This window comes from Streptomyces sp. NPDC040718, assembly GCF_055593565.1.
In genome coordinates this window covers 65,947-92,179 of the sequence record NZ_JBVIXO010000019.1, presented here as the reverse complement: position 1 = coordinate 92,179, position 26,233 = coordinate 65,947, and the positions used below count along the sequence as shown (strand labels likewise).

24 protein-coding genes are annotated in these 26,233 nt (G+C 74.9%); 14 read left to right on the top strand and 10 right to left on the bottom strand.

Going from position 1 to position 26,233, the window contains the following annotated elements:
• The first annotated feature begins 60 nt into the window (after positions 1-60).
• From ACZ597_RS32215 to ACZ597_RS32195, 5 genes are all read left to right on the top strand, one after another.
• A complete protein-coding gene (locus ACZ597_RS32215; RefSeq protein WP_471338282.1) occupies positions 61-1,416 on the top strand; it encodes an MFS transporter in 1,356 nt (451 codons plus the stop codon).
• A gap of 22 nt (positions 1,417-1,438) precedes the next feature.
• Positions 1,439-3,358 carry a helix-turn-helix domain-containing protein gene (locus ACZ597_RS32210; RefSeq protein ID WP_471338139.1) on the top strand — a complete coding sequence of 640 codons (1,920 nt, stop codon included), beginning with the start codon at positions 1,439-1,441 and terminating at the stop codon, positions 3,356-3,358.
• A gap of 161 nt (positions 3,359-3,519) precedes the next feature.
• Complete coding sequence (locus ACZ597_RS32205; protein ID WP_471338279.1) at positions 3,520-4,419, top strand: ABC transporter ATP-binding protein; 900 nt, start codon at positions 3,520-3,522, stop codon at positions 4,417-4,419.
• Entirely contained in the window at positions 4,416-5,402 is a 987-nt protein-coding gene (locus ACZ597_RS32200) for an ABC transporter permease (RefSeq protein WP_471338130.1), read from the top strand. Before ACZ597_RS32205 ends, ACZ597_RS32200 begins: the two co-directional genes overlap by 4 nt.
• Before the next feature lie 124 nt (positions 5,403-5,526).
• Positions 5,527-5,916, top strand: coding sequence for a GntR family transcriptional regulator (locus ACZ597_RS32195; RefSeq protein WP_471338125.1), 390 nt, complete (start codon positions 5,527-5,529; stop codon positions 5,914-5,916).
• A gap of 34 nt (positions 5,917-5,950) precedes the next feature.
• On the opposite strand, the gene ACZ597_RS32190 is transcribed toward ACZ597_RS32195, so the two are convergent.
• Together ACZ597_RS32190 and ACZ597_RS32185 are read right to left on the bottom strand one after the other, a co-directional pair.
• Entirely contained in the window at positions 5,951-6,295 is a 345-nt protein-coding gene (locus ACZ597_RS32190) for a hypothetical protein (RefSeq protein WP_471338119.1), read from the bottom strand.
• A 192-nt stretch (positions 6,296-6,487) separates the two neighbouring features.
• Complete coding sequence (locus tag ACZ597_RS32185; RefSeq protein WP_471338113.1) at positions 6,488-7,282, bottom strand: class I SAM-dependent methyltransferase; 795 nt, start codon at positions 7,280-7,282, stop codon at positions 6,488-6,490.
• A gap of 297 nt (positions 7,283-7,579) precedes the next feature.
• Here ACZ597_RS32185 and ACZ597_RS32180 point away from each other — a divergent pair, with 297 nt between their 5' ends.
• A complete protein-coding gene (locus tag ACZ597_RS32180; RefSeq protein WP_471338106.1) occupies positions 7,580-7,897 on the top strand; it encodes a hypothetical protein in 318 nt (105 codons plus the stop codon).
• Here the strand turns inward: ACZ597_RS32180 and ACZ597_RS32175 are convergent.
• The gene (locus ACZ597_RS32175; RefSeq protein WP_471338098.1) at positions 7,873-9,093 is read right to left on the bottom strand and encodes an MFS transporter; all 1,221 of its coding nucleotides are present in this window, start codon (positions 9,091-9,093) and stop codon (positions 7,873-7,875) included. The two genes, ACZ597_RS32180 and ACZ597_RS32175, sit on opposite strands and share 25 nt — an antisense overlap.
• A 72-nt stretch (positions 9,094-9,165) precedes the next feature.
• Between ACZ597_RS32175 and ACZ597_RS32170 the strand changes: the two genes are divergently transcribed.
• From ACZ597_RS32170 to ACZ597_RS32160, 3 genes are read left to right on the top strand one after another with little or no spacing between them, the layout of a single operon-like run.
• Entirely contained in the window at positions 9,166-9,921 is a 756-nt protein-coding gene (locus tag ACZ597_RS32170) for a DeoR/GlpR family DNA-binding transcription regulator (RefSeq protein WP_471338091.1), read from the top strand.
• A 4-nt stretch (positions 9,922-9,925) separates the two neighbouring features.
• Positions 9,926-10,561, top strand: a complete 636-nt coding sequence (locus tag ACZ597_RS32165) for an HAD family hydrolase (RefSeq protein WP_471338085.1) — start codon at positions 9,926-9,928, stop codon at positions 10,559-10,561.
• 4 nt (positions 10,562-10,565) lie between these two features.
• Positions 10,566-11,702: a sulfite oxidase gene (locus ACZ597_RS32160; RefSeq protein ID WP_471338078.1), complete on the top strand. Its 1,137-nt coding sequence runs from the start codon at positions 10,566-10,568 to the stop codon at positions 11,700-11,702.
• Between the two features lie 113 nt (positions 11,703-11,815).
• Here the strand turns inward: ACZ597_RS32160 and ACZ597_RS32155 are convergent, their stop codons facing one another.
• The gene (locus ACZ597_RS32155; protein WP_471338070.1) at positions 11,816-12,553 is read right to left on the bottom strand and encodes an SOS response-associated peptidase; all 738 of its coding nucleotides are present in this window, start codon (positions 12,551-12,553) and stop codon (positions 11,816-11,818) included.
• Positions 12,554-12,610: 57 nt separating this feature from the next.
• Positions 12,611-13,243, bottom strand: a complete 633-nt coding sequence (locus ACZ597_RS32150) for a pyridoxamine 5'-phosphate oxidase family protein (protein WP_471338066.1) — start codon at positions 13,241-13,243, stop codon at positions 12,611-12,613.
• A gap of 341 nt (positions 13,244-13,584) precedes the next feature.
• On the opposite strand from ACZ597_RS32150, the gene ACZ597_RS32145 reads away from it, so the two are divergent.
• The 3 genes from ACZ597_RS32145 (at position 13,585) to ACZ597_RS32135 (ending at position 16,759) form a co-directional block, all read left to right on the top strand.
• Positions 13,585-13,836: a hypothetical protein gene (locus ACZ597_RS32145; protein WP_471338063.1), complete on the top strand. Its 252-nt coding sequence runs from the start codon at positions 13,585-13,587 to the stop codon at positions 13,834-13,836.
• 195 nt (positions 13,837-14,031) lie between these two features.
• Positions 14,032-14,529, top strand: coding sequence for a hypothetical protein (locus ACZ597_RS32140; protein ID WP_471338060.1), 498 nt, complete (start codon positions 14,032-14,034; stop codon positions 14,527-14,529).
• Between the two features lie 160 nt (positions 14,530-14,689).
• Positions 14,690-16,759 carry a SpoIIE family protein phosphatase gene (locus ACZ597_RS32135; RefSeq protein ID WP_471338057.1) on the top strand — a complete coding sequence of 690 codons (2,070 nt, stop codon included), beginning with the start codon at positions 14,690-14,692 and terminating at the stop codon, positions 16,757-16,759.
• A gap of 4 nt (positions 16,760-16,763) precedes the next feature.
• On the opposite strand, the gene ACZ597_RS32130 is transcribed toward ACZ597_RS32135, so the two are convergent.
• The 4 genes from ACZ597_RS32130 to ACZ597_RS32115 all read right to left on the bottom strand — a co-directional run bounded on the left by ACZ597_RS32130 (position 16,764) and on the right by ACZ597_RS32115 (position 21,506).
• Positions 16,764-17,933 (bottom strand): PP2C family protein-serine/threonine phosphatase, encoded by a 1,170-nt coding sequence (locus ACZ597_RS32130; RefSeq protein WP_471338054.1) that lies wholly within the window; start codon positions 17,931-17,933, stop codon positions 16,764-16,766.
• Positions 17,934-18,026: 93 nt separating this feature from the next.
• Positions 18,027-20,084, bottom strand: a complete 2,058-nt coding sequence (locus ACZ597_RS32125) for a prolyl oligopeptidase family serine peptidase (protein ID WP_471338051.1) — start codon at positions 20,082-20,084, stop codon at positions 18,027-18,029.
• A gap of 90 nt (positions 20,085-20,174) precedes the next feature.
• Complete coding sequence (locus ACZ597_RS32120) at positions 20,175-21,092, bottom strand: oxidoreductase (protein ID WP_471338048.1); 918 nt, start codon at positions 21,090-21,092, stop codon at positions 20,175-20,177.
• A gap of 60 nt (positions 21,093-21,152) precedes the next feature.
• On the bottom strand, positions 21,153-21,506 hold the full coding sequence (locus tag ACZ597_RS32115; protein WP_471338044.1) for a PRC-barrel domain-containing protein: 354 nt from the start codon (positions 21,504-21,506) through the stop codon (positions 21,153-21,155).
• Between the two features lie 122 nt (positions 21,507-21,628).
• On the opposite strand from ACZ597_RS32115, the gene ACZ597_RS32110 reads away from it, so the two are divergent.
• Complete coding sequence (locus ACZ597_RS32110) at positions 21,629-22,246, top strand: TetR/AcrR family transcriptional regulator (RefSeq protein ID WP_471338041.1); 618 nt, start codon at positions 21,629-21,631, stop codon at positions 22,244-22,246.
• Positions 22,243-23,628: an MFS transporter gene (locus tag ACZ597_RS32105; RefSeq protein WP_471338038.1), complete on the top strand. Its 1,386-nt coding sequence runs from the start codon at positions 22,243-22,245 to the stop codon at positions 23,626-23,628. The genes ACZ597_RS32110 and ACZ597_RS32105 overlap by 4 nt, the downstream gene beginning before the upstream one ends.
• On the opposite strand, the gene ACZ597_RS32100 is transcribed toward ACZ597_RS32105, so the two are convergent.
• Positions 23,618-26,035 (bottom strand): TIM-barrel domain-containing protein, encoded by a 2,418-nt coding sequence (locus tag ACZ597_RS32100; RefSeq protein WP_471338034.1) that lies wholly within the window; start codon positions 26,033-26,035, stop codon positions 23,618-23,620. The two genes, ACZ597_RS32105 and ACZ597_RS32100, sit on opposite strands and share 11 nt — an antisense overlap.
• Positions 26,036-26,233 lie beyond the last annotated feature (198 nt).

The following is a 26,233-nucleotide window of genomic DNA, read 5'->3' as shown; positions in this document are numbered from 1 at the left end:
GGGGACTTCTACGTTGTGGCCACACCCGACGTCCCCGCAGACACCCTGGAAGTGGTGCACATGGTCTCCCCCGCAGCGAGCAGAACGAGCCCGTCCGGCATACGGAGAATCGTTGCCGCGAGTCTCGTCGGGACCACCATCGAGTGGTACGACTTCTTCCTCTACGGCTCCGCCGCCGCCCTGGTGTTCAACACGCTGTTCTTCCCCGCCAGCGATCCCCTCGTCGGTACCCTGCTCGCCTTCCTCACCTACGCCGTCGGCTTCGCCGCGCGGCCGCTCGGCGGGGTGGTGTTCGGGCATTACGGGGACCGGATCGGGAGGAAGCGGCTGCTCGTGGTCAGCCTGTTGATGATGGGCGGGGCCACCTTCGCGATCGGGTTGCTGCCGACGCACGCCGCCGTCGGCGGGGCCGCGCCCGTGCTGTTGACCGTGCTGCGGCTGGTGCAGGGGTTCGCGCTCGGGGGTGAGTGGGGCGGGGCGGTGTTGCTCGTCGCCGAGCACGGGGACGACCGGAACCGGGGGTTCTGGGCGTCCTGGCCGCAGGCCGGTGCGCCCGGCGGGAACCTGCTGGCCACCGGGGTGCTGGCGGTGCTGGCCGCCGTCCAGTCCGACGAGGCGTTCCTGGCGTGGGGGTGGCGGGTGCCGTTCCTGCTGTCGGGGGTGCTGGTGGTGGTCGGGCTGTGGATACGGGTCTCGGTGTCGGAGTCGCCGGCGTTCCTGGAGGCGCGGGCCCGGGCCGAGGCCGAGGAGGCGGCGGGGGTCCGGCAGCGGCCGCCGGTGGTGGAGGTGCTGCGTTCGGGCCGCCGCGGGGTGCTCACGGCCATCGGGGTGCGGCTGGGCGAGAACGTCTCGTACTACGTGCTGACGGCCTTCCTGCTCGTGTACGTCACCGTGCACCTGCACCTCCCCAAGGGTGACGCGCTGAACGCCGTACTGATCGGCTCGGCGGTGCACTTCGTGACGATCCCGCTGTGGGGCGCGCTGTCGGACCGGATCGGGCGGCGTGCGGTGACCCTCGTGGGGTCGGTCGGGATGGCGGGCTGGGCGTTCGCGTTCTTCGCCCTCCTGGACTCGCGGTCCTTCCCGGTGATCGCCGTCGCGGTCACCGCCGGGCTGCTGCTGCACGGGGCGATGTACGGGCCCCAGGCGGCGTTCATCTCGGAGATGTTCGACACCCGCGTCCGCTACTCGGGGGCCTCCATGGGGTCTCAGGTCGCCTCCATCATCGGCGGCGCCCTGGCCCCCGTCATCGCCGTGGAGCTCCTCAAGGAGTACGGGTCCTCCGTGCCGGTCTCCGTCTACCTCTGCGCGGCGGCGCTGATCACCACGCTGACGGCGCTGGCCGCCCGGGAGACGCGCGGCCGCAGCCTCGACCGGCCGTCCCGCACGGCCGCGCCCGTCCCCGTCAAGGGCTGACCGGGGCCGGGGCCGCGCCCGTATGCTCACCGGCGTGACCACCGTGACGGAAGGCATACGGGAGCTGCTCGGCCTGCTGGCCCAGGGGGCGTCGGCCGAGGAGTTCGCGCGGCCCTCGGCGGCCGCGCGCGCCGCCGGGGCCTCCGGGGCCGAACTGGCGGCCCTGGACGAGGCGGCGGGGGTGGCGCTGGAGGTCCACCGGACGCTGGGCCGGCACCGCACCCGCGAGGCGGAGCTGACCGCGCTGTTCGACACCGCCGGGGACCTGGCCGCGCTGCGCGACCTGGACGCGGTGCTGCGGGCCATCACGCACCGCGCGAAGCAGCTGCTGCACACGGACGTCACGTACCTGTCGCTGATCGACGAGGCGGCGGGCGACACCTTCATGCGGGTGACCGAGGGGTCGGTGTCGGCGGCGTTCCAGCAGCTGCGGCTGGGGATGGGCGAGGGGCTGGGCGGGCTCGTCGCCCAGACGGCCCGTCCGTACGCCACCGGGGACTACCAGCGCGACCCGCGCTTCCAGCACACCGGCCCCATCGACAGCGCCGTCGGCGAGGAGGACCTGCACGCCATCCTCGGTGTCCCGCTGCGGCTGGGGCCGAAGGTGATCGGGGTGCTCTTCGCCGCCGACCGCAGCCCGCGCGAGTTCAGTCCGCGCGAGGTGGCGCTGCTGTCCTCGCTCGCCGACCACGCGGCCATCGCCATCGACGGGGCCCGGCTGCTGGAGGAGACCCGACGGGCCCTGGCCGAACTGGGCGCCGCGTCCCGGACCATCCAGGAGAACAGTGACGCACTGCGCCGGGCCGAGCGGGCGCACGACCGGCTGACCGGTCTCGTCCTGCGCGGCGGGGACGTCGCCGAGGTGGCGGCCGCGATCGGCGCGCTGCTGGAGGGCGGCACCCTGGTCCACGACCCCGACGGCAGGGAGCTGGCCCGCGCGCAGGCCGGGCCCTGCCCGCCGCCGGCCGGGGCCGTGGCCGCGTCGCGGTCCGGCGGCCGGGCCGTCGCGGAGGGCGGCACCTGGGTGTGCGCCGTGCTGGCGGGTCCCGAACTCCTGGGCAGCATCACGCTGACCGGCCGCCCCGGCCTGGACGAGGCCGGGCGGCGCCTGTTCGAGCGCGCGGCGACGGTCACGGCCCTGCTGCTGCTCCTGGGCCGTTCGGTGGCGCAGACCGAGGACCGGATACGCGGGGAGCTGCTCGGGGACCTGCTGGGCCCGTCCGCCGATCCGGGGAGCCTGGCCGTACGGGCCCGCCGGCTGGGCGTGGACCTGGCCCGCCCGCACGCCCTCTTCGTCCTGCACAGCGACACCGCGCCCCGGCCGCGCCTGCTCACGGCCGCCGCGCACCACGCCCGTGAGCGGCGGGGCCTGGCCGGGGTCCACCACGACCACGCCGTGCTGCTGGCGCCCTCGGAGGCCGCCGGAACCGACGCCGCCCGGCTCGCCGCGGCCCTCGGGCGGAGCGTGGGCGTGCCCGTCACGGTGGGTGCGGCGCGGGCCGGCGGCGGCCCGGGCGGGCTGCACACCGCGCACGCGGAGGCGCTGCGCTGCCTGTCGACGCTGCGCGCGCTGGGCCGGGCCGGCGACGGGAGCACGCTGGCGGACCTCGGGTTCCTCGGGGTACTGCTGGGCGACCGGGCCGACCTGTCGGGCTTCGTAAGGACCGTGCTCGGTCCGGTGCTGGACTACGACGCCCGGCGCGGGAGTGACCTCGTGGGGACGCTGCGGGTGTACTTCGCGACGGGCATGAGCCAGGCGAGGGCGAAGGAGGCCCTGCACGTCCACGTGAACACCGTGGTGCAGCGCCTGGACCGCATCGGCCGTCTCCTCGGCCCCGACTGGCAGTCCCCCGACCGCTGTCTGGAACTCCAACTCGCCCTGCGCCTGCACCAGGTGTCGGCTCCGTCGTCCCCGTCGGCTCCGGGGCCGGTTTCCTCCTGATCAGGGCAGCCGCCGTTTGACAGGGCCGCACCACGACCCCATGATTCCATTACTCATCTAGTGGATTCACTGAAAAGGGGGAGGCTGTGCGAAGCACGACCACTTCCGGCGCGGCCGATTCCAGCGCGGCCGCTTCCGCCGCGGCCGACGGCCGTTGGGCCCTGGAGGCGCGCGGGCTGGGCAAGAAGTACCGGCGGGGCTGGGCGCTGCGGGACTGCTCCTTCCGGATACCCGCCGGCCGCGTCACCGCGCTGGTGGGGCCCAACGGGGCGGGCAAGAGCACCCTGCTGAGCCTGGCGGCCGGTCTCGCGCAGCCCTCGGCCGGTGACCTGAGGATCTTCGGCACCCCCGCGGGCTCCCGCGTCTCCATGCCGCTGTGGGCCTATCTCGCGCAGGACAAGCCGCTGTTCAAGCGGTTCACGGTGGCGCAGACCCTGCGGCTGGGCCAGGAGCTCAACCCGGGCTGGGACCAGGCGGTGGCCGAGCGGATCGTCCGCGCGGGGATGGTCCCGCCGGACGCCCGCGTGGGGGACCTCTCGGGCGGCCAGCGCACCCGCGTGGCCTTCGCGCTGGCCTTCGGCAAGCGCCCCGACCTGCTGCTGCTGGACGAGCCGATGGCCGATCTGGACCCGGTGGCCCGGGACGAGATGGGCGCCCTGCTGCTGTCCGAGGCGGCCGAGCACGGGACCACCGTCGTGATGTCCTCCCATCTCCTGAGCGAGATCGAGCCGATGTGCGACTTCGTACTCGTACTCGCCGACGGCCGGGTCCGGATGGCCGGGGAGGCCGACGAGCTGGTTCCCATGCACACCCTGGTCAGCGGTGTGAGCACGGAGGCCGGGCCGCCCGCCTCCCTGAACGACCACACCGTCATCGAGGTACGCACTTCCGGGCGCCACTTCACCGCGCTGGTGCGGCGCCAGGGCCCGCTGGAGGAGGCGTGGCAGCAGGCGGAGCCGAGCATGGAGGAGGTGCTGCTCGCCTACCTCCGCTCCCCCGGGGCCCCCGCGCTGCTCTCCCCCGCCGCCGCCCCGCTGCACCGAGAGGAGTGCGCGGCGTGAGCGCACCGACCGCGGGCGCGTCCCGCCCCGCCACCTCGACCGCGAGCCCGCGCCGGCTGCGCGGGCTCGCCTGGCTGCTGGCCCGCCAGCACCGCACCGCCGTGATCACCTGCGCCGCGCTGACGGTCCTCGGCTCGGCCTGCATCGTCTGGCAGCGCGCCGCCATGCTGGACACCCTGCACGCCACCGGCTGGCCCGCCACCTCCCCCCACTCCATCGACAGCGCTGTCTCCAACCGGGCCCGCAACGACCTCGACTCCTTCGGCAGCACGCTCGGCTTCCTCCCCGTGCTCTTCGGCGTCCTCTTCGGCGCCCCGCTGATCTCCGCCGACAAGGAGCACGGGACGGCCCGGCTGATCACCACCCAGTCCGTCCCGCGCGGCCGCTGGCTGCTGTGGAAGCTGTGCTTCGCCCTGGCGCTGGCGGCCGTACCGACGGCGGCCCTGAGCCTGCTCTACTCCTGGTGGTGGCACTCCGTCGGCCCCCTCGCGCCCGAGGACTGGCTCAACGGCGCGGTGTTCGAGACCACGGGCCCCGTCCTGGTCGCATCGACCCTGTTCTGCACCGCGCTCGGCATCACGATCGGGTCTCTGGCCCGCCGGTCGCTGCCGGCCATGGTGGCGACGTTCCTCACCTCGTACGCCGCCCTGTTCGCGGCCGGGCTGCTCAAGGGGCGGCTCGCCACGCCGCGGACGCTCGTCCACCCGCTGGGCGCCGCCCAGCCGGCCGCGCTCGACCACGTCGTGCAGGTGGACCAGTGGATCGGGACGGCCTCCGGCAGGCTCTACGGCTGGGGCACCTGCGTGCACGACAGCTCGCCCGAGGGCTGCCGGGCCTCGCTCGGCATCGTCAACTCGGTCTGGGAGTACTTCGGCCCCGACCAGATGGCGGGCATGCAGTGGACCGCGGCCGGGATCTTCCTGGGGCTGACCGCGCTCCTGGTGGGCGCGTTCCTGCGGTGGGCCCGGCACTCGGCGCTCTGAGCGGGACCACCCCCGCGGACGGCCTAGGCTGGAACGCCACCCCGGAAACCCGGAAACCCGGAAACCCCCGGGCCCCGGCTCCGGGGCCCCCGATGGACCGAGAAGCAGCAAGGAGGCGGGCACCGTGGTCGTGTTTCGCATCGAACGCCGCAGCGGCCTGCCCACCTACCTCCAGATCGTGCAGCAGGTGGAGCAGGCCCTGCGGATGGGGGCGCTGGCCGAGGGCGACAAGCTGCCGACGGCGGCGCAGGTCGCCGCGACCACGAAGGTCAATCCCAACACCACGCTCAAGGCGTACCGGGAGCTGGAGCGTTCCGGCCTCGTCGAGGTGCGCCAGGGATCCGGCACGTTCATCACCCGCTCACTGGCCACCCCGCAGACGGCGCCGGAGTCCCCGCTGCGCACGGGCCTCGGTGAGTGGATGCGCGAGGCGCGCGAGCAGGGGCTGAGCGCCGGCGACGTGTCGACGCTGTTCGGCGCGGTGCTCGGCGAGCACTACCCGCCCGCTCCCTGAAGGGGCGTCCAGGGAGTGGGGGCGCCGTCGGCGGTCAGTAGGTGTAGCTCAGGCCCGACTTGTACGGGGTCAGCGTCCGCTGGCTCACCACACCGCGGTACGTGTACCAGCCCCACTTCTTGCACATCGTCTGGTAGCTCAGGGTGTTGTACGCCCCCGATCCCACCCGGACGCGCGGGTAGATGACGTTGTCGCCCCAGTCCCCTCCGGCCGGGCCGCTCGAATAGGCGTCCACCCCCCAGTACACCCCGACGACGGAGCCGCCGGCCGGGCAGTTCCAGCTGCCGAAGTTGACCCAGACGTTCCCTCCCGTCCAGGCGCTGGCCGGAGCGGCGCTCAGGCCGACTGCTCCGAGCGCCATCAGGGAACCCGTCAGCACCGCACGGGTTTTACGCAGCAGTGATCCACGCATGTGACCTCCCCGGTCACGGCCGGGTGCCTTCGCACCCCCTGCCGTGCGCAGCAGGCTGCCATACGAGTCACAGGATTGTCTGACTTTCGACCTGATACCTCTGAAGTCGAACTATTGCCTGACATAAACCTGTTCGGGTGGCGTGCCCCCGGGTCGGGTTCAGGCGGCCACGGCCGTGGTGACCACCAGGGGCGGACTCTCCCGTTCGGCCGTCCAGGGGCGGCTGCCCACCAGGGCGGCGTCGGCCGCCTCCGCCGCCTCCGCGACCGTCGGACGGTGCTGGACCACGTCCCGGAAGCCGGCCCGCTCCAGCAGCCCCGGCAGGAGTCCGACGGGCCACGCGTGGTTGCGCACCTCCTGCCAGGAGCCGTCGGTGCGCCGCAGCCGTACGGTCAGCTCCTGGCCCGGCGCGTACACCGCGCCCGGCTCCCCGATCCGCAGGGAGGCGTACTCGGCGCCGGTGCAGGCCGGGTCGGTGGCCAGCAGGACGAACGGGCCGCCGGGGCGCAGCAGCCGGCGGACCTCGCGGAACACGGACAGCACCGTTTCCCCGTCCGGCAGCGAGGCGAGCACGTGGCTGCACATGACCGCGTCCGCGCTGCCGTCCGCCAGGGCGGCCACCCGGCCGCCCTCGACCAGGTGGTACTCGGCCGCCCCGGTGTCCGAGGCGCGGGCCAGGGCCAGCATCGCGGGCGAGGTGTCCACGCCCACCACCCGCGCGCCCAGCAGCCGGGCGGCGTGCCCGGCGACCTTTCCGGGTCCGCACCCGTAGTCCACGAGGACCGTCCCGGCTCCGATCCCCCGGCGGGACAGGGCCCGGAAGACGAACGGGTAGCCGAGCAGCCAGTCCGTGGCCGCCTCCAGCGCGGCGAAGGCCCGCGCTCCCTCACTGCCGGACCAGGCGGCCGCCCCGGCGGCGTCCTGGTCCCCGGAATCCCGCACCGAGTCGCTCACAGCCCCACTATCGACCCGCGCCGGCCCCGGTGCGGTGCCGCGACACGGCTGCCGAGCCCCTCACCCGTGGCCGGAGAGGCCGATGCGGTCGTGGAGCCTGCGCAGCGGGGCCGGGGCCCACCAGTTGGCCGGGCCGGCCAGCCGCATCAGGGCCGCTACGAGCACGCCCCTGATCAGGGTCGGCCGCGCCCAGGCGCTCGCCGACCGCTACGTCACCCGGTTGCGCGCGCGGCCCACCAGGAGGCCTTCGACGAGGCCGGCTTCACCTCGCCGCCCCTGGAGGGGCTGCTCGACAGGATGGTGGACCCGATCCTCGCCTGCAACATCGCCGACCCCGGCTTCAAGGCGCTCTTCGCCCGTACGGACATGCCCGCCGGACTCGCCGACGCGGCGCGGCCGGTCCAGGCGGCGCTGCCGGCCCGGGTCGAGGCGGTGATCGCCGCCCGCGCGCCGCGACTGCCCGCCGACGAGCGCTCGCGCACGGCCCTCGTGGGGATCCGGATCTTCCAGGCCATGGTGCCCCTCGTGGTCGCCGCCGAGGACGGAGAGCGGGCGGCGATGGTGCGCGAGCTCAAGCGCGCGCTGCGCGGCTACCTCTCGGACACCATCGGCTGAGCCCCGGCCGGCCCTTCCGGTCGGAGCACTCGGGCGGCGAGCGCCGCGAAGACGCAGCAGGCCACCGGCAACAGCAGGGCCGGCCCGAGCGGCACGAGGCGGGTCAGCGGGCCGATCACCGCGGGGCCGGCGAGCATGCCGAGGTAGCCCAGGCCCGCGACCCGGGCGACGTTGGCCCCGGCGGCCTCCGGGTCCGCGTGGCCGGCCGCGCTGAAGAGCTGCGGGACGCAGCCGGAGAGGCCGGCGCCGAAGAGGGCCCAGCCCGCCAGGGCCGCCGGAACGCCGGGCGCGGCCACGGCCAGGGTCAGGCCGGCCGCGGCGAGGGCGGCTCCGTACCGCAGGACCGCGACGGGCCCGGTGCGCGCCGCGAGGCGGTCGGCGAGCAGCCGCCCGGCGGTCATGGCGGTGGCGAAGGCCCCGTAGGCGAGGGCGGCGGTGGCGGCGGGCGCGCCGAGCAAGTCCTCCAGGTGGAGCGCGCTCCAGTCGTTGGCGACGCCCTCGCAGAGCATGAGCAGGAAGGCGAGCACGGCGAGCATCCGCACGCGCGGGGCGGCCCGGCGGGTGTGCCGCCCGGCCGGCGTTCCGGGCGGCGCGGGCTCCGGCGCGGGCTCCGGGTCCAGCAGGGCGGGGGCGGCGAGGAACGCGAGGACGAGACCGCCGAGGGCGGTGGCCCCGAGGGTGGCGGCGGCCGGGAGGCCGAGCCCCAGGGCGAGGGCTCCGGCCAGGGCGGCGAGCGCGCCGCCGACGGAGAAGACCGCGTGGAAGGCGGACATGACGGGGCGCCCGTAGCCGCGTTCCACCCGGACGGCGTGTGCGTTCATGCCGACGTCGAGGCAGCCGTTGCCGAAGCCGAGCAGCAGCAGCGCCGCGCCCAGCGCGGGCGCGCCGCCCGCCCAGGCGGGCGGCACCAGCGCGACGGCACACAGGGCGGCCCCCGCCGGGACGGTCACGTGCGCGCCGAAGCGGTCGGTGAGCGGTCCGGCCACCCGCATGCCGGCGAAGGCCCCGGCGCCGAGGAGGAGCAGGAGCCAGCCGAGGAGGGCGTGGCCGGCGCCGGTGCGCTCCTGCACCGCGGGGATGTGCACGATCCACATGCCCATGAGGAAGCCGTTGAGGGCGAAGTAGGCGAAGGTGGCCCGCCGCCCCTTGCGCAGGCGCGGAGATGGGGGCGGCCCTTGGAGTGCGATTGACTGCATGCAATCGAACATAACAAACACATTTCATGTTCGAAACTTGCTTTTCGAACATCGAGGATGTTCAATTCGAGTATGAGTGCAGACCGACTGAGGCAGATCACCGACGCCGTCCGCGCCGCCGGCAGCCGCAGCGTCACGGAGCTCGCGGAGCTCACCGGCGCCTCCGAGATGACCGTCCGCCGCGACCTGGAGGCCCTCGCCGAACAGGGGGTGCTGGAGCGCTACCGGGGAGGGGCGCGGAGCCTGCTGCTCCGCGGGGAGGAGACGCCGTTCCCACTGCGCGCCCGCGACGGGCTGGAGGCCAAGCGGCGCATCGCCGCCGAGGTCGGGGACCTGCTGGCGGACGGGGAATCGGTCGTCCTGGACAGCGGGACCACCTGCCTGGAGGTGGCCCGCGCCCTGCACCAGCGCCGGCTCACCGTCATGCCGCTGTCCCTGCACGCCGCCAACGCCCTCGCCGACGCGCCCCGCATGACACTGCTGCTGCCGGGCGGGGCGCCGCGCAAGGGCGAACTCGCCCTCACCGGACCGCTGACCGAGGCCTCCCTCGCCGCCCTGCGCTTCGACACCGCCGTCATCGGCTGCTGCGGCCTGAGCGCGGAGCACGGCCTGACCGCCTACGACCTGGCCGACGCCGCCGTCAAACGCGCCGCGATCGCCTCCGCTCGCCGCGTCATCGCCGTCACCGAGTCCGCGAAGCTCTCGCGCACCGCCCTCGCGCACGTGCTGCCCGCCTCCGCGCTGCACGCCGTGGTCACCGACCAGGGGGCGCCGCAGGACGAGGCCGACGCCCTGGCCGCGGCCGGCGTCACCGTACGGAAGGTGTGAGGAGATGGACGGGACCGAGATCCTGCTCTTCGACATGTTCGGCGTCATCGCCCGCCACCAGTCACCGGAGGGCGAAGCACGCCTGGTCGAAGCGGCCGGCGTGCCCCGGGAGGCGTTCCGCGAGGCGTACTGGGCACTGCGCCCGCCCTACGACAGCGGCGCGGTGGACGGGCCGGAGTACTGGCGCCTGGTGGCCGCGGCGCTCGGGACGGACTTCGGCCCGGAGCGGGTCGCCGCGCTCGTGGAGGCCGACATCGCGAGCTGGAGCGCGGTGGACGCGGAGATGGTGGACCTGATCGGGGAACTGGCGGCGTCCGGGCGGCGGATCGCGCTCCTGTCGAACATCCCGGAGGAGCTCGCCCTCCACTACGAACGCCAGCACCCCTGGCTCGCCGACTTCGAGGTGCGGGGCCTGTCCTGCCGGATCGGCCACGCCAAACCGTCGCCCGGCGCCTACGAGTGGTGCCTGCGGGCACTGGACGCGGCACCCGGCCGGGTGCTGTTCGTCGACGACCGGCAGGAGAACGTCGACGCCGCCCGCGCCCTCGGCATCCGGGGCCACCGCTTCACCTCGGCGGCCGCGCTGCGCGGGGCGCTCGCACGCGCGGCGGGCGGCGGGGCTCCGGGCGCGCGACCATGAGGGGATGGAAGAGGCGTCCCTGAGCGGCGTCAGCGCCCCGGGGCGGGTGGCGGCCGAGGGCGAGGGCATCAGCGCCGAGGAGCTGGCCCTCGCCGCCCGCAACCACGGGCTGCCCCTGGAGGCACTGCGGTACGAGGTCACCCCGCCCGGGCTGCACTACGTACTGGTCCACTACGACATCCCCGACGCCGGCCCTGACCCCGGCGCCGGCGGCTGGCGGCTCCGCGTCGGCGGCCGGGTGCGGACGCCGCTGTCGCTGGACCTGGCCGCCCTGCGGGCGCTGCCGGCCGTCACCCGCCGGGTCACGATGGAGTGCGCGGGCAACGGGCGGGCGCGGCTGACGCCCCGGCCGGTGAGCCAGCCGTGGCTGGTCGAGGCGGTGGGCACCGCCGACTGGACGGGGGTGCCGCTGCGGACCGTGCTCGCGGAGGCGGGGGTGCTCCCGGAGGCGGTGGAGGCGGTGTTCACCGGCGCCGACCACGGGGTGGAGCGGGGCGTGGAGCGGGACTACCGGCGCAGCCTGCCGCTGCCGGCCGCCACCGGGGCGGATCCCGAGGCGCTGCTCGCGTACGCGATGAACGGCGCGCCCCTGCCGCCGCAGCACGGCTTCCCGCTGCGGCTGGTGGTGCCGGGCTGGTACGGAATGGCCCATGTGAAGTGGCTGCGGGACATCACCCTGGCCGAGGAGCCCTTCACCGGCTTCCAGCAGGCGGTGGCCTACCGCTACCGGCGCACCGCCGAGGACCCCGGCGAGCCGGTGAACCGGATCGCGCCGAGGGCCCTGATGGTCCCCCCGGGGTTCCCCGACTTCATGTCCCGCGTCCGGGTGGTGCGCCCGGGGCCCGTGCGGCTGGAGGGGCGCGCCTGGTCGGGGCACGGGCCGGTGACCCGGGTGGAGGTCAGCGGCGACGGCGGGCGTACGTGGGCGGACGCCGAGGTGGCGGCGCGGGAGCCGGGCGGCTGGGCGTGGCAGGCCTGGCGGGCCCCGTGGACGGCCGTCCCCGGCAGCCACACGCTCGTGGTCCGCGCCACGGACGCGTCGGGCCGCACCCAGCCCCTCGAACAGCCCTGGAACCGCGGCGGGTTCGGCAACAACCAGGTCCAGCGGGTGCCGGTGGTGGTGCTGCCGCCGGGGGCGTAGCGGCTGGAACCGGCGGGCCGTGCCGTCATGATCGGCTTGCCGAGGCCCTGGCCCCGGTGTCCGGGGAGCGCGCCCGTGTGTGTCCTGTCCGCGGGGTGTGAGGGGTCGGCGGTTCAGGATGCCCGGGCGTCCTGGAGGAGCTCGGGGCCGTTGTTGCGCACGTTGTTGACCGCCGTGTTCACCGCGCGGGCTGCCAGGCGGCCTCCGGCCGGGGCGGCGAGGAGGGCGCGCAGGGCGTCGGGGTCCTGGTGCGCGGGGTCGAGCCAGGCGTCGTAGTCGGCGGGGGCGAGGGCCAGGGGCATCCGGGGGTGGACGCGGCCGGCGGCGTCGGTGGCCTCGGTGGTGATGACGGTGCAGGTCGCCCACCAGGCGGCCGGGTCGTCCCCGTCGGTGACGGCGGGGTCGCGCCAGAACTCGTACAGGCCCGCCATCGCCATCACCGTGCCGTCCTCGGGGCTGATGAAGTACGGCTGCTTGTACGCCTTCACGGAGCCGGCGGCCGGGACCGACTCCCATTCGTAGAAGCCGTCGGCGGGGAGCAGGCAGCGGCGCTTGGCGAAGGCCCGGCGGTAGGCGGGCTTCTCCCCCACCGTCTCGACCCGGGCGTTGATCATTTTCGCCGCGCCGCCCGGCCCCTTCGACCAGGACGGCACCAGCCCCCACCGCAGCGCCCTCAGCTGCCGTTCCAGGACCCCGCTCTCGCGGTCGGCGCGCTCCAGCACCGCCCAGACCGGATCCGTCGGGGCGACGTTCCAGCTGGGCGGCAGCACCGTGTCGGGGGCGGGGCCGGAGACCTGGAAGAGGCCGGACAGGTCCTCGGGACCGCGGGTGGAGACGTATCGGCCGCACATGTCGTCCAGCCTGCCACGCGGCCGGGCCCCGGGGGGCGCTGCCCGGGGCCCGGTGTGTCAGCCGTACAGGTCGTTCTGTCCGTACGCGGGGCCGTAGTAGCGCTCCAGCTCCTCCAGCGACAGCTCCGGCTTCTCCAGGGCCTTGGAGATGCTCGCCCGGGAGGGGGCCGCCTCGGGGTCCCAGGTGTCCGTCTTCCACAGGCCGGAGCGCAGGAAGGCGCGGGAGCAGTGGAAGTAGACCTCCTCGGTCTCCACGACCAGGGCGAGCGCGGGCCGGTGGCCCTTGACGGTCATCGTGTCGAAGAACGGGGCGTCCCGCAGCAGTCTGGCGCGGCCGTTGACGCGGAGGGTGTCGCCCCGGCCGGGGACCAGGAAGAGCAGCCCGACGTGCGGGTTGGCGAGGATGTTGCGGTAGCTGTCCGCGCGGCGGTTCCCGGGGCGGTCGGGTATCACGAGGGTGGTGTCGTCGAGGACCTTGGCGAAGCCGGGCGGGTCGCCCTTGGGGGAGACGTCGCAGCTGCCGTCGGCGGCGGAGGTGCCGATGAGGCAGAGCGGGGACCGGGCGATCCACTGCCGGTGGTGCTCGTGCAGGGACCGCCGCCCCTTCCCGGCGGCCGTGGGCCCCACCGGGCCGAGGAGTTCGCGCAGTTCGGCCTCGGAGGTGATCTCCACGGCTCCGGTCTGTTCCATCGTCGGTCTCCCCCTGGTCGGATCACGTGGGGCGACGGGCCGCCCCCGACGCGACTGTCTGGTGATCATTTCACGGACCCCGGTGCCGCCCCGCGCGGTGGGGCTCAGGGGCGGCACCGTCTTTGAGGGAGCGGCCGGACTGCCCGCCCAGGACGGGCAGTCCGCGGGGTCCGGGCGTTCGCTCCGCGTTTCCATACCGTCAAGCTAGACCGGCTCCCCCGTCACCGGCGTCACCCTTGCGTAGCGTTCCCCGCCTACTCCCCCGGTGGTACAGCGGCGTACACGGGGGCGGCCGGCCGCCCCCGGATGCGTCGGCGGCGGACCGGCTCCAGGGTGGAGGCATGGAGCACGCGCCGATCGTCGTCCACCGCATCTCCCCCTCGGGCGGCCGCCGGGTCACCCTGCGCGTCCAGGACCAAGACGCGGCCCTCGGCACGGCGCACACCGACGCGGACGTGATCGAGTTCCTGCGCCGCGCGGAGGTCCCGGACCCCGACGAGGTGGTGCTCGGAGGCGCGCCGGCGCTCATCGAGTGGCAGGGGGACGCCCCGCACGTGTACGAGGCCGAGCCGACGGACACCGACGTGCCCTGACCCTCCCGCCGCACCCCGTCCACCCGCCCCGCCCTGGCGCACCCCGTCCCGGCGCCCGTCCCCGGCAGGGCCTCATTCAGGCCAATGCATGACGCGTGCATGACATTTCAAGACGGCTGTGACACATTCCGTGGCGCACTCCGCACCGCCCTCGCACCACACCCCCACAAGGACGTGTCACAGAGGAGCGACATCATGCACCGTGCGAAACTCGCCGTCGCCGCACTGGCCCTCGCGGCCACGGCCGGCAGTGTCACGAGCGCCGCCGCCTTCGGCACCGCCGCCGACCAGAAGGTCGACGGCGTCATCGTCGTAGCGGGCAACACCTGCACCTGGACCAATGCCCGCACCAGCGCCAATCCCCCCAGCGCCCTCACCGTCGACCGCACCAGCATCAACAAGCCCGGCGGAAACCTCGCCTGCGACGGCGGGATCGCCGCCAGCCTCAACAACAACCCGGCGTTCACCTTCGACGCCGCCGGGACCTCCGCCCGTACCGACCTCATCGACATCACCGGCCAGCAGAGCTTCATATCCTGCCGCTACAAGGCCACCAACATCCTGTGGGACCGCGACGCGGCCACCGGGAAGTACCTCAACCGCGCCTTCACCGCCACCAAGAGCTCGGGCAGCTTCCTGTGCCCGGGATCCGTGACCACGGCGGCCGGCGGCGCGTCCATGCTCTTCCACTGACCGGCGCGCACCCGCCGGCCCGGCACCGCCGTCCCCACCGGACGGCGGTGCCGGGGCGGGTGGGGGGCGGCACCACCACCTGATGGCCGCGACCGGGTCGCCAGGGCCCCGGCGGGGCATCAGCATGGTGGGGAGTCCGCCCGGGTGAGGAGGCGCGGTGATGGCCGATGCGCAGCCCGAACCGCCGTCCGGCGGCCCCGGAGCGGGATCTCCGGCGGCGGGCGGCCTGCTCGACGTGCTCGGGGTGGCCGCCGTGGTCCTGGACGCCGAGGGCCGGATCAGCCTGTGGAGCCCCCAGGCCGAGACCCTCTTCGGCTACCCGGCGCAGGAGGCCCTCGGGCAGTACGCGGCGACGCTGCTGGTGGAGGAGCGGGACCGCGAGGAGGTCCTGGAGCTGTTCGCCCGGGTGATGTGGGGCCAGGGCGCGTGGGCGGGCTCCTTCCCCGTGCGCCACCGGGACGGCCACATGGTCCTCGTGGAGTTCCGCAACATGCGCCTCCAGGCCGCCAACGGCCGCCTCTACGCCCTGGGCCTGGCGTCCGAGCAGGCCACCCTCCGCCGCGTCGAACGGGATCTGGCCCTGTCCCTGCGCATGGTCGACCAGTCCCCCATCGGGCTGGCCGTCCTCGACACCGATCTGCGGTACGTCCTGGTCAACCCGGCCCTGGAACGCATCAACGGGGTGCCGTCCGAGCGGCACATCGGGCACCGGATCGCCGACATCCTGCCCTTCCTGGACTCGTCGGCGGTCGAGGCCAGCATGCGGGAGGTCATGGCGACCGGCGCGCCCCTGCTGGACCACTTCACCACCGGCCGGATCTCCGAGGACTCCGGTGAGCGGGCCTGGCTGGTGTCGATCTACCGGCTGGAGGACCAGGCCGGCCGGGTGATCGGCGTCGCGGTGTCGGTGGTGGACGTGACCGAACAGCACCACGCGGCCGTGTCGGCCGCCCACGCCCGCCGGCGCCTGGCCCTGATCGCCGACGCATCCGCGCGCATCGGCACCACCCTGGACCTGGACATCACCGCCCGGGAGCTGGCCGACGTCGCCGTCCCGGAGATCGCCGACATCGCCGCCGTGGACGTCCTCGACTCCATCCTGACGGGGCCCCGGCCGGGTGGAGCCGCCGACGAGCGGGCCGTACGGTTCCGCGCGCTCGCGGTGAAATCGGCGTACCGCACCCCCGCCGAGGCGGCGGCCGACCCCGTCGGCGACGTGGCCTCGTACCGCCCCGAACGGCTGGTGGCCCGCTGCGCCCGGACCGGCCGGCCGGAACTCGTCCCGCACGTCCGGCCCGAAGACCTGCCCCGCATCGCCCGCGACGAGGCCGCCGCCCGGCTGCTGGGCGAGGCGGGGGTGCACTCGTACCTGGCGGTGCCGCTGATCGCCCGCGGCCAGGTGCTGGGCACCCTCGACCTCAAACGTGCCCGCAACCCGGTGCCGTTCGGCCCCGACGACGTGCTCCTCGCCTCCGAACTCGCCGCCCACGCGGCCGTGTCCATCGACAACGCCCGCTGGTACCAGCGCCAGCGCCACGCCGCCCTCGCCCTCCAGCGCCACCTGCTGCCCCAGCACCCCCCGGCGGCCCCGGGACTGGACATCGCCTACCGGTACCAGCCCGCGGGCGCGGCCGACGAGACCGGCGGCGACTGGTTCGACGTCATCCCGCTCTCCGGGGACCGGACCGCGCTGGTCGTCGGCGACGTGATGGGCAGCGGCATCAACGCGGCCGCGACCATGGGCCAGCTGCGCGCCACCGCCCGCGCGCTGGGCCGCCTCGGCCTCGACCCCGCCACGGTGCTCACCCACCTCGACGCGGCCACCGGCGACCTCGGCGAGGCCATGGCCACGTGCGTCTACGCCGTCTACGACCCGCACAGCAGGCTGTGCCACATCTCCACCGCGGGCCACCTGCCGCCCGTACACCTGCGCGGCGGCCGCCCTCCCCGGCTGCTGCGGCTGCCGACGGCGGTGCCGCTCGGCGTCGGCGGCGTCCCCTTCTCCAACACCGCCGTGACCCTCGGCGAGGGCGACGAGCTGGTGCTCTACACCGACGGGCTGGTCGAAACCCGCGACCAGGACATCGACGCCCGCCTGCTGACCCTGACGGACCTCCTCGCCGGCCCCCACCGCCCCATCGAGGAGACCTGCGACCTGCTGCTGTCGGCCCTGCGCCGCCCCGACACGCACGACGACGTCGCCCTCCTCGTCGCCCGCGCCCTCGGCTGACCCCTCATCCGGGCGTGCCGCGGACGCGGATCCGGGCGGCGAGCACGGCGACGTCGTCCTCGGCGTGGCGGGCGTCGAGGCCTGCGAGCACGGCGTCCACGGCCTCCTCGGCCGTCCCGCAGGCCGGCAGCCGCAGGCCGGTGAGCCGGGCGAGGGAGCGGTCGATGTCCTCGCCGCGCCGCTCGACCAACCCGTCGGTGTAGAGGACCAGCGTGTCCCCGGGTCCCAGGGGATGGGCCGCCGACTCGTACCCGCCCAGCCCCGTGCCCAGCGGCGGCCCCACCGGCACGTCGAGCAGCCGGCCGGTGCCGTCCGCCGCGAACACGGCGGGCGGCAGGTGGCCCGCGGCGGCGTACAGGGCGGTACCGCGCGCGGGGTCGACGCGTACGAGCAGGCAGGTGGCGGCCCGCCGGGCGGCGTCCTCGGCGACGAGGGCGTCGAGCTGGCGCAGCACCCGGTGCGGGGCGAGCTCGGTGGAGGCGACCTCGCGCAGGGTGGAGCGGTAGGCGTTCATGTCCACGGCGGCGTCCAGGCCGTGTCCCATGACGTCGCCCACCACCAGCAGGGTCCGCCCGAAGTGCAGCCGGACGGTCTCGAACCAGTCGCCGCCGACCAGGGTGCTCGGCCCGACCGGCAGGTAGCGGCCGGCGACCAGCAGGTTCGGGTGGGGCCGGCCCGGGTCGGCGACGAGGGCCCGCTGGAGGTCGAGCGCGACGGACTCGGTGGCGGCGAGCCGCCTGGCGTGGCGGATGTGCAGGGCCGCGACGCGCGCGGCGAAGTGCAGGGCGGCGGCCTCGCGGTCGGTGAACGCCGCGCCGGTGCGCACCGCGAGGAGGGTGCCGTACGAGGTCCCGTGCCGGGCCAGCTCGACGGAGAGGCCGTGCACCGGGGGGCCGCCCGGGCGCAGGGTCCAGCTGCGCAGCGGGTGGCCACCGTCCAGGGCGACGACGGCGGGCCGTACCGCGGGTCCCGGGGCGCGCAGCAGCCCGGTGGCGCCGGCGGCGGCCACCCGCTCGGTGCGGCCCTCGGCGGTGAGGTCGACGGCCGCCGCGTCGCACAGGGTGCGGAAGAGGAAGGCGGCCAGTTCCCGGCAGGTGGTGCGCTCGTCGTCGGTGGTGCCGATGGCCTCCAGCGCCCCGTCGGGGTCCGGTGCGTGGCCGTAGCGGTCCGACACGTCTCCTCCGACCGGCGGGCGGCCCCCTGCGGGCCGCCGGTCGGTCCATTCCACCAGGCCGGGCGCGGCGGGGCCGGTGGAGCGCGCCGGGCGTCACCTCGGCGGGGTGAGCCGCTCCCAGAGGAAGGTGGCGACGAGGGCCTCGTTGAAGGCCGTCTGCTGGTGGTCGGTGGCGCCGGAGTGGCCGCCGCCGATGTGCTCGTGGAAGAGGACCGGGTGGCCCAGTTCGCGCAGCCGGGCGGCCGCCTTGCGGGCGTGGCCGGGGTGGACGCGGTCGTCCCGGGTGGAGGTGAGCAGCAGCAGGGGCGGGTACGCGGGGCCGTCGGCGGTCATCCGGTGGTACGGGGAGATCCGTTCGAGGTGGGGCCGGTCGGCGGGGTCGTCGGGGTTGCCGTACTCGGCGGTCCAGCTGGCCCCGGCGAGGAGCTTGTGGAAGCGGAGCATGTCCAGCAGCGGTACGTGCGAGACGACGGCGCCGAACAGCCCGGGGTCGCGGGTGAGCATCGCGCCCATCAGGAGGCCGCCGTTGCTGCCGCCCTCGATGCCGAGCTGGGCGGGGGTGGTGATGCCGCGCGCGGTGAGGTCGCGGGCGACGGCGGCGAAGTCCTCGAAGGCCCGGACCCGGTTGGCCCCGAGGGCGGCCTGGTGCCAGGCGGGCCCGTACTCGCGGCCGCCGCGGATGCCGGCGAGGACGTACGTGCCCCCGCGGGCGAGCCAGGTCCGGCCGTTGACGGCGCTGTAGTACGGGACCATCGAGATCTCGAAGCCGCCGTACCCGTAGAGCAGGGTGGGGCCGGGCCCGGGCCGGTCCTCGGGGCCGACGACGAAGTACGGGACCCGGGTGCCGTCGGGGGAGGTGGCGAAGTACTGGCTCACGCGGAGGCCGTCGGTGTCGAACAGGGCGGGGGCCTGCTTGAGGGCCTCGCCGCCGGCGGTCCCTGCCTCTCCGCGGAAGAGGGTGGAGGGCTGGAGGAAGCCGGTGACGTCGAGGAAGTACTCGTCGCTCTCGTCCGGGTCGGTGCACACCACCGTGGCCGTGGACAGCGGCGGTACGCCGTCCAGGGGCGCGCGGGTCCAGCCGTCCGGGCCGGGGGTGAGCAGTTCCAGGCGGGAGGAGACGTCGGCGCGGGTGCGCAGCAGGAGGTGGTTGCGGGTCCAGCTGTAGCCGGCGAGGGCGGTGCGCCCGTCGGGGGTGAACAGGACCTCCGCCCCGCGGCCGCCCGCCCGGAAGTCCTCGAAGTCGAAGGCGAGCAGGCTGCCGGCCGGGTGGCCCAGCCAGGGGGTGCGCGGCTGGACGATCAGCCACCGGCGGTAAATCCCGGCACCGGCGTCGTCGGGTACGTCGATCTTCTCGGGTGCCGCGGCGGGGTCCTCGGGCAGCAGGAACAGCTCGCCGTTCCAGAAGTCGATCTGCCGGGACACGAAGTCCCGTTCGAAGCCGGGTGTGTCGTCGTGCCAGCCGGTGGCGGACAGGTCCTGGGGCCGGGCCTCGTAGACCCTTTCGGCTTCGGCGAGGGGGGTGCCGCGGCGCCAGCGGCGGACCTGGAGGGGGTAGCCGGACGGGGACATGGAGCCGGGGCCGAAGTCGGTGCCGATCCAGAGGTGGTCGGCGTCGATCCAGTCGACCCGGGTCTTGGCCTCCTCGACGGCGAAGCCGCCTTCGACGAACTCCAGGGTGTGGAGGTCGAACTCGCGCACCACGCAGGCGTCGGCGCCGTCGCGGGAGAGCATGACCAGGGCGTGGCGGTTCTCGGGGCCGAGGACGGCGCTGCCGGCCCAGGCCCATTTCTCGCCCTCGGCGTCGGCGAGGGCGTCGAGGTCGAGGAGGGTCTCCCAGGCCGGGTGCTCGGTGCGGTACTCCTCCAGGGTGGTGCGCCGCCAGACGCCCCGCAGCCGGCCCGCGTCCTGCCAGAAGTTGTAGAGGTGGCGGCCCCGCCGGACCACGTACGGGATGCGCCCGTCGTCGTCGAGGACCTCGCGCACCTCGCGCTCCAGCACCTTGAAGCCCGGGTCCGTGGTCAGCGCGGCGACGGTTTCGGCGTTGCGCTCACGGACCCAGGAGAGTGCGGCCTCGCCTTCCACGTCCTCCAGCCACAGGTAGGGGTCGTGGTCGTGCGGGCCGGCGGTCCCGGCGGGGGTCTGTTCGCTCATCCGCCGATTGTGCCGGACGCGGGCGGGCCGGCGGGGGCCGGTCGCGGTGCTGCCCGCGCCGGCCCGCGCCGGCCCGCGCCGGGGCCCGGCCTACCGTGCGGGCGCGTGGTGGTGACGCTCCAGGAGGGCCAGGTCCTCCTCGGTGAGGCGCAGGGCTCCGGCGGCGACGTTGTCGGCGAGGTGGTCCGGGTTGCCGGTGCCGGGGATGGCCAGGACGTGGGGTCCGCGCTGGAGGGTCCAGGCGATGCGGACCTGCGCGGGGCTTGCTCCGTGGGCGCGGGCGACCGTGAGCAGCTCCTCGCTCTCGGAGCCGGCCGCGCCGCCCTCCCGATTGGCGCCGGCTATCGCGTAGAAGGGCACGAAGGCGATGCCGTGCTCCCCGCAGGAGCGGACGAACGCGTCGTACTCGGGCCGTACGCCGATGCCGTACATGTTCTGCACGCAGACGACCGGCGCGATGGCCCGGGCCTCGGCGAGCTGTTCGGGGGTGATGTTGGAGACGCCGAGGTGGCGGATGAGCCCGGCCTGGCGGAGTTCCGCCAGGGCTCCGAAGCGTTCCGCGAAATCGGTGTGCTCGGGCATGACGCGCAGGTTGACCACGTCGAGGTGGTCGCGGCCGAGCTGGCGCAGGTTCTCCTCGACCTGGCCCCGCAGCCGGGCGGCGACGGCGTGCTCGGCCCACTCCCCCGAGGCGTCCCGGGCGGGGCCGACTTTGGTGGCGATGACGAGGTCGTCGGGGTAGGGGCCGCCGAGCGCGCTGTTGATCAGCTCGTTGGCGGAGCGGAGCGGGGAGAAGTAGAACGCGGCGGTGTCGATGTGGTTCACGCCGAGCTCCACGGCGCGGCGGAGGACGGCGATCGCCCGGTCCCGGTCACTGGACGCGGCGCCGGCCTGGAGCGCCGCGCCGTTCTGCGTCAGGCGCATGGCACCGAAGCCGACCCGGTTGACCTCGAGGTCGCCGAGGGTCCAGGTGCCCCCTGCGGAGGCGGTGATCGTTTCTGTGGTCATCCGGAGATGATCACCTGTGGGGCGGGGGCGCCGCCAGGGGGTTCGGACGTGCGGTGCGCCTCACATGTGCGGGTTGGAGTAGTGGGTCTCGATCAGCTGGACGAAGGCGGGCTCGTCCTCGTGGCGGCCGCTCTTCTCGTAGTCGGGCGAGTCCTTGACCTGGTCGCGGGTGCAGCCGAGGTGCACGGTCCCGCTCTCGCTGTCGACGCGCGAGACGACTCCGGCCGGGATGACGACCTTGCGGCCGAAGATCCACGGCCCGGTGTCGACGACCAGGTAGGCGCGGGCCACGTCGTCCGTGTGGCGGTCGACCTTGCCGATCGATCCGTCGGTGGCCTCGACCTTGTAGCCGACGAGGTCCGCGCCGGGCGCGTAGCCGGCCTCGTGTCCGTAGCCCCAGATTCCGGTTCCCATGACAACCTCCTCGCGTGAGCCCCGCGGCTGGCGTCTACCCGCCGGCCGGCGCCGGAACCGACAGGCCGGGCAGACCTGGGTAGACAGTGTCTATACAGCAGTGGTAGACACTGTCTATGCCAATGGAACCGGATGCGCCGCTGCGCGAGCGGCTGATCGACGTCGGGGTGGAGCTGGTCACGGCCGAGGGGACCGGCTCCCTCGGCCTGCGGGAGATCGCCCGCCGTGCCGGAGTCTCCCACGGCGCGCCCCGGCGCTACTTCCCCACCCACCAGTCACTGCTGTCGGCCATCGCCCGGCGCGGCTTCGGCGACCTCGGCACCCGGTTCCTCGCGGTCGGCGCCGAGCAGCCCCCGCCCCGGGAGCACGTGCGCGCGCTCGGAAGGGCGTACGTGGGCTACGCGCTGGAGCAGCCGGGCATGTTCGAGCTGATGTTCCGGCACGACCTGCTGGACAGCACCGGCCAGGAGCCCTCGGGCGGCCCCCGGCTGCGGGAGCAGACCCTGCCGCTGTTCGCGCTGCTGACCGGGCTGGTCGGCGCCTGCGGGGCGGCGGAGCCGGAGGTGACGGCGGCCGCTCTGTGGGCGGGGCTGCACGGGGTGGCGCAGCTGTGGGGCTACGGCAGCCTGCCGCTGGTCCTCGGTGCCGGCGCGGACCGTGCCGACCACGAGGGCGGCCTGCGTCCGGACGCGCTGGTGGACGCCGTCGTGGACGCGCACCTGGGGGCGGGGCCGGCATGAGGGAGCGGCTCGCGCTGCTGGTCAGCGCGGCCGGGGCGATGCTCGTCGCGCTCGACGGCACGGTGCTCGTCGTGGTGCAGCCGGCCCTGCGCCGCGACCTGGGGGCCGGGGTCGCGGAGGTCCAGTGGACGAGCACCGCCTACCTGCTCGCCGTCGCCGCGTTCCTGGTCGTCGCCGGGCGCCTCGGGGACCGCTACGGGCACACCCGGCTGCTCCTGACGGGGGTGCTCGGCTTCGCCGCCGCGTCGGCGGGGATCGCGCTGGCGCCCGGCGTCGGCCGGGTGATCGCGCTGCGCGCCGTGCAGGGGCTGTTCGGGGCGCTGTTGCAGCCCGCGACACTGGCCCTGCTGCGGCTGGTGTACCCGCCGCAGCGCCTGGGCCGGGCGGTGGCGGTGCGGACCGGCGCGATCGGGGCGGCCGCGGCAGCGGGGCCGCTGCTGGGCGGGGTGCTGGTGGCGCTGATGGACTGGCGGGCGGTGTTCCTGCTCAACGTGCCGGCCGCGCTGCTGATCGCCGGCCTCGCGCTCGCCGTACGCGTGCCCGCGCCGGGGCCGCGGGAGGCGGGGCGGCTGGGTCCGGCCGGTCCGGTGCTGCTCGCGGCCGCGCTGGCGGCGGCGGTGCACGCGCTGGCGGGCGTACCGCTGTACGGGTGGACGGCCGCGCCGACGCTGCTGGGGTTCGGGGCGGCGGCCGGGCTCGGGGCGCTGTTCGTACGGGGTGAGCGGCGTGCGGAACTGCCGCTGGTGCCGGTCGCGGTGGCCCGGTCGCGGCCCGTGGCGGCGGCGGTGGCGCTGCTGCTGGCGGTGTCGGCCGGGATGTTCGGGGCGCTGTTCACGGCCACGTTCCTGCTCCAGGACGTACGGGGCCTCAGCCCGCTCGCCACCGGGATCCGGGTACTGCCGCTGACCGCGCTGATGGTGGCCGGGGCGCCGGTCGCGGCCGCCGCGCTGCGCCGGTACGGGCCGCGGCGGACGGCGCTCGCGGGGACGGCGCTGGTGGTGCTGGGGATCGCCGGTCTGGGCTGGGGCGGCGGGGCGGCCTTCGGGGTGCTGGGGGCCGGGTTCGCGGCGGTGATGGTCACCGCCACCGGCACCGTGGTCGGCGACGCCCCCGCCGGGTACGCGGGAGTGGTGGGCGGGCTCAAGCAGACCGCGATGAACGTGGGCCCGAGCCTGGGCATCGCCGTGGCGGCGGGCGCCGGGGCCGGCACCTCGGGGGCCGGTACGGCGGCCCGGCCGCTGGCGGCCCTGGCGGCACTGGCCGCCCTCGGCCTGGCCGCGGCCTGGCTGCTGCCGGGCCGGAGGGACTCCGCGTACACGCCCGGCCTCGGGCGGGTCCGGCCCGGCGTGGGGGGCCGGGCCGGACCCGCGGTCAGGGGGTGAAGGTCCAGCGCTGGGCGGCGGTGCCGGTACAGGCGGCCCGAGTGAGTCCGGTGCCGTCGGCGGTGCCCGATCCCACCGGGGTGAGGCACTGGCCGGCGCTGCGCAGGCTGCCGTCCGGGCCGGGCTGCCAGGTCTGGGCGGGGCCGGCGGCGCAGGCCCGGACCGTGACCTTCGCCGGGTCGGCGGCGTCGAGGCAGACCCCGTTCGGGCCGGTGAGGCGGCCGTCGCCCTGGAGGGTCCACCGCTGGTTCGGGCCGCCGTGGCAGCTGTAGAGGGTGGGTGCGGTGCCCGGGGTGGTGTCGCTGTGCGGGAGGTCCAGGCAGCGCGAGGAGGCCGCGTTGACGAGGGTGGCGTCGGCCGGGAGCGGTGCCGGGCGGCCGGCGAGGGTGAGTTCGGCGGCGCTGGTCCAGGGGCCGCGCCCGCCCGCCTCGGTCAGGGCCCGCAGCCTCAGGTAGCGGCCGGTCCTAGGGGGGAGGGTGACGGATTTGGCCGCCGGGGTGTCGGCGAAGGTGCCGGTGGCGGCAGGGGTGCCCCAGTCGGCGGTGGTGTCGGAGACGTAGACCTCGTAGCCGCCGATCCGGCCGTTGGCCCCGCCGTCCTGGCGGGGCAGGTAGCCGAGGCCGTCGACACTGTAGCGGGCGCCGAGGTCGATCCGGATCTCGTGCGGCAGGGCCGCCGCCTTGCCGGAGGACCAGGCGGTGTGCCACATGGTGGCGGGGTTGCCGTCGAAGGCGTTGGCCGCGGCCCCGTTCTCGGCGGCGGTCTCCTGGCTGTCGGCGGAGACCAGGGTCCAGGCCGACTGGGAGATGGGCGACGAGGTGACCGGGACCGGGTCGGCGGCCGGGACGGAGGTCCCGGTGGCGGTGACGGTGAACGCGCCCGTCTTCGTACCGGTCTTGACCCACAGGACGCCCGCGCGGTCGGCCGGGTCGAAGAACCATCCGGTGGCGGCCGCGTCGTAGGCGGCCTTGTCGGCGAGGCGGGGCAGCGCGGCGCCGTCCGCCGTGAGGGCTCCGGGGGTGGAGGCCACGTGGAGGCTGAACTCGTAGCCGCGCGCCGCCCGCTGGCCGGCGTAGCTGCCGGTGGGGGCGCCGACGGAGACGGTGACCGTGCCGGAGCCCGCCGCCGGGGCGGTGACGTCCACGCGCTGGCGGGCGAAGGCACCGGAGGCGTAGGCGCGGGTGCGGCCGTCGTCCTCGTAGAGGCTGAAGGAGGAGGCGCCGCGCGGGTGGATGTCGTAGGTGAGGATGTCGACGGGCTTCTCGCCGGAGTGGTTCATCTGCGGCCACATCGGCACGATCGCCCCGCCCTTGACGAACAGCGGCAGGGTGTCGAGGGGCGCCCGGTAGCCGTTCAGCCAGCCGGGGCCGGCGTACGTCTTCCCGGTCCAGTAGTCCGTCCAGGTCCCGGCGGGCAGGTAGATGCCGTCGCGGACGGACGTGTCGGAGACGACGGGTGCGACGAGGAAGGAGTCCCCCGCCATGAACTGGCCGCTGGTCAGGTTCCCCCGGGCGACCGGGTCGTCGGGGTACTCCAGGACCATCGCGCGGGTGCTGGGGACGCCGGTCTCGTGGGCGGTGCGGCTCATCGTGTACAGGTAGGGCATCAGCCGCATCTTGAGCTGGAGGTACTTGCGGTTGATGGAGAGGTACGGCTCGGCGAAGCGCCAGGGCTGCTTGTCCTGGTAGCCGGCCGACGGGTTGACGGCACCCCACCCGGACATCGTCATGAAGGCGGGCGTGAAGGCCTTCCACTGGAGGTCGCGGGCGTACGTCTTCGGGCTGCCGCCGAAGATGCCGTCGACGTCGCCGGAGGCGTAGTTGAGGCCGGACAGGCCCGCGCCGGCGATGGCGGGGACGTGCCAGCGCATGTCGTCCCAGGTGCCGTGGGTGTCGCCGGTCCAGACGACGGCGTTGCGCTGGGTGCCGGCCCAGCCGTCGACGGTCCAGACGTAGCGGCGGGCGTCGGAGTTCTTCTCGATGCCGTCGACGGCCTGCTGGACGCCCTGGAAGGCGTACTTGTAGCCGCTGCCGATCCAGGCCACGTCGGTCTTGACGCCCCGGCTGCCCGCGTTGCCCACCTCGTCGGCGATGGAGCCGAGGCCGGTCGAGGTCCACAGGCCGGTCTGGAAGCCCTTGGCCTTCAGGGCGTCGACGGTGGACTTCAGGGGTGCGGTGTAGCCGCAGCCGTAGCCGTCGTTGGGCAGGAACCAGCCCGAGGGCATGTCGGCGGCGCGGGCGTCGGCGGCGTAGCCGGCCACGTCGGGGGTGGTCTGGTGGCGGGGCCGGCCGTGGTCGCCCTGGTAGTCGGGGTTGGAGGCGTTGAAGCAGTCGGCGTTGCCGAGTTCGAAGCCCCACATCGGGGCCATGAAGGGTTTGCCGCTGACGTCGGTGTAGGCGTCGAGCACGGACTTGAGGGAGTCGCCGGTGAAGTACCAGCCGTCGAAGCGGGTCTCGTCGTGGGTGAGGGCGGTAGGGGCGTTGAAGGAGTACGAGCCCGGGGCCCAGGTGTTGCTAATCCCTGCACTTTAACACTGTCTCAATGAACACAATGGCGGGACTGCAACTGTCCCTCTATCCACTGCCGTTGAGCATGTCGGCGTGCT

Coding starts and splice junctions, on each gene's coding strand:
- ACZ597_RS32215 (WP_471338282.1), top strand. CDS start 61: ATGGTCTCCCCCGCAGCGAGCAGAACGAGCCCGTCCGGCATACGGAGA.
- ACZ597_RS32210 (WP_471338139.1), top strand. CDS start 1,439: ATGCTCACCGGCGTGACCACCGTGACGGAAGGCATACGGGAGCTGCTC.
- ACZ597_RS32180 (WP_471338106.1), top strand. CDS start 7,580: ATGGTGGACCCGATCCTCGCCTGCAACATCGCCGACCCCGGCTTCAAG.
- ACZ597_RS32175 (WP_471338098.1), bottom strand. CDS start 9,093: ATGCAGTCAATCGCACTCCAAGGGCCGCCCCCATCTCCGCGCCTGCGC.
- ACZ597_RS32170 (WP_471338091.1), top strand. CDS start 9,166: ATGAGTGCAGACCGACTGAGGCAGATCACCGACGCCGTCCGCGCCGCC.
- ACZ597_RS32165 (WP_471338085.1), top strand. CDS start 9,926: ATGGACGGGACCGAGATCCTGCTCTTCGACATGTTCGGCGTCATCGCC.
- ACZ597_RS32160 (WP_471338078.1), top strand. CDS start 10,566: ATGGAAGAGGCGTCCCTGAGCGGCGTCAGCGCCCCGGGGCGGGTGGCG.
- ACZ597_RS32155 (WP_471338070.1), bottom strand. CDS start 12,553: ATGTGCGGCCGATACGTCTCCACCCGCGGTCCCGAGGACCTGTCCGGC.
- ACZ597_RS32150 (WP_471338066.1), bottom strand. CDS start 13,243: ATGGAACAGACCGGAGCCGTGGAGATCACCTCCGAGGCCGAACTGCGC.
- ACZ597_RS32145 (WP_471338063.1), top strand. CDS start 13,585: ATGGAGCACGCGCCGATCGTCGTCCACCGCATCTCCCCCTCGGGCGGC.
- ACZ597_RS32140 (WP_471338060.1), top strand. CDS start 14,032: ATGCACCGTGCGAAACTCGCCGTCGCCGCACTGGCCCTCGCGGCCACG.
- ACZ597_RS32135 (WP_471338057.1), top strand. CDS start 14,690: ATGGCCGATGCGCAGCCCGAACCGCCGTCCGGCGGCCCCGGAGCGGGA.
- ACZ597_RS32125 (WP_471338051.1), bottom strand. CDS start 20,084: ATGAGCGAACAGACCCCCGCCGGGACCGCCGGCCCGCACGACCACGAC.
- ACZ597_RS32120 (WP_471338048.1), bottom strand. CDS start 21,092: ATGACCACAGAAACGATCACCGCCTCCGCAGGGGGCACCTGGACCCTC.
- ACZ597_RS32115 (WP_471338044.1), bottom strand. CDS start 21,506: ATGGGAACCGGAATCTGGGGCTACGGACACGAGGCCGGCTACGCGCCC.
- ACZ597_RS32110 (WP_471338041.1), top strand. CDS start 21,629: ATGGAACCGGATGCGCCGCTGCGCGAGCGGCTGATCGACGTCGGGGTG.
- ACZ597_RS32105 (WP_471338038.1), top strand. CDS start 22,243: ATGAGGGAGCGGCTCGCGCTGCTGGTCAGCGCGGCCGGGGCGATGCTC.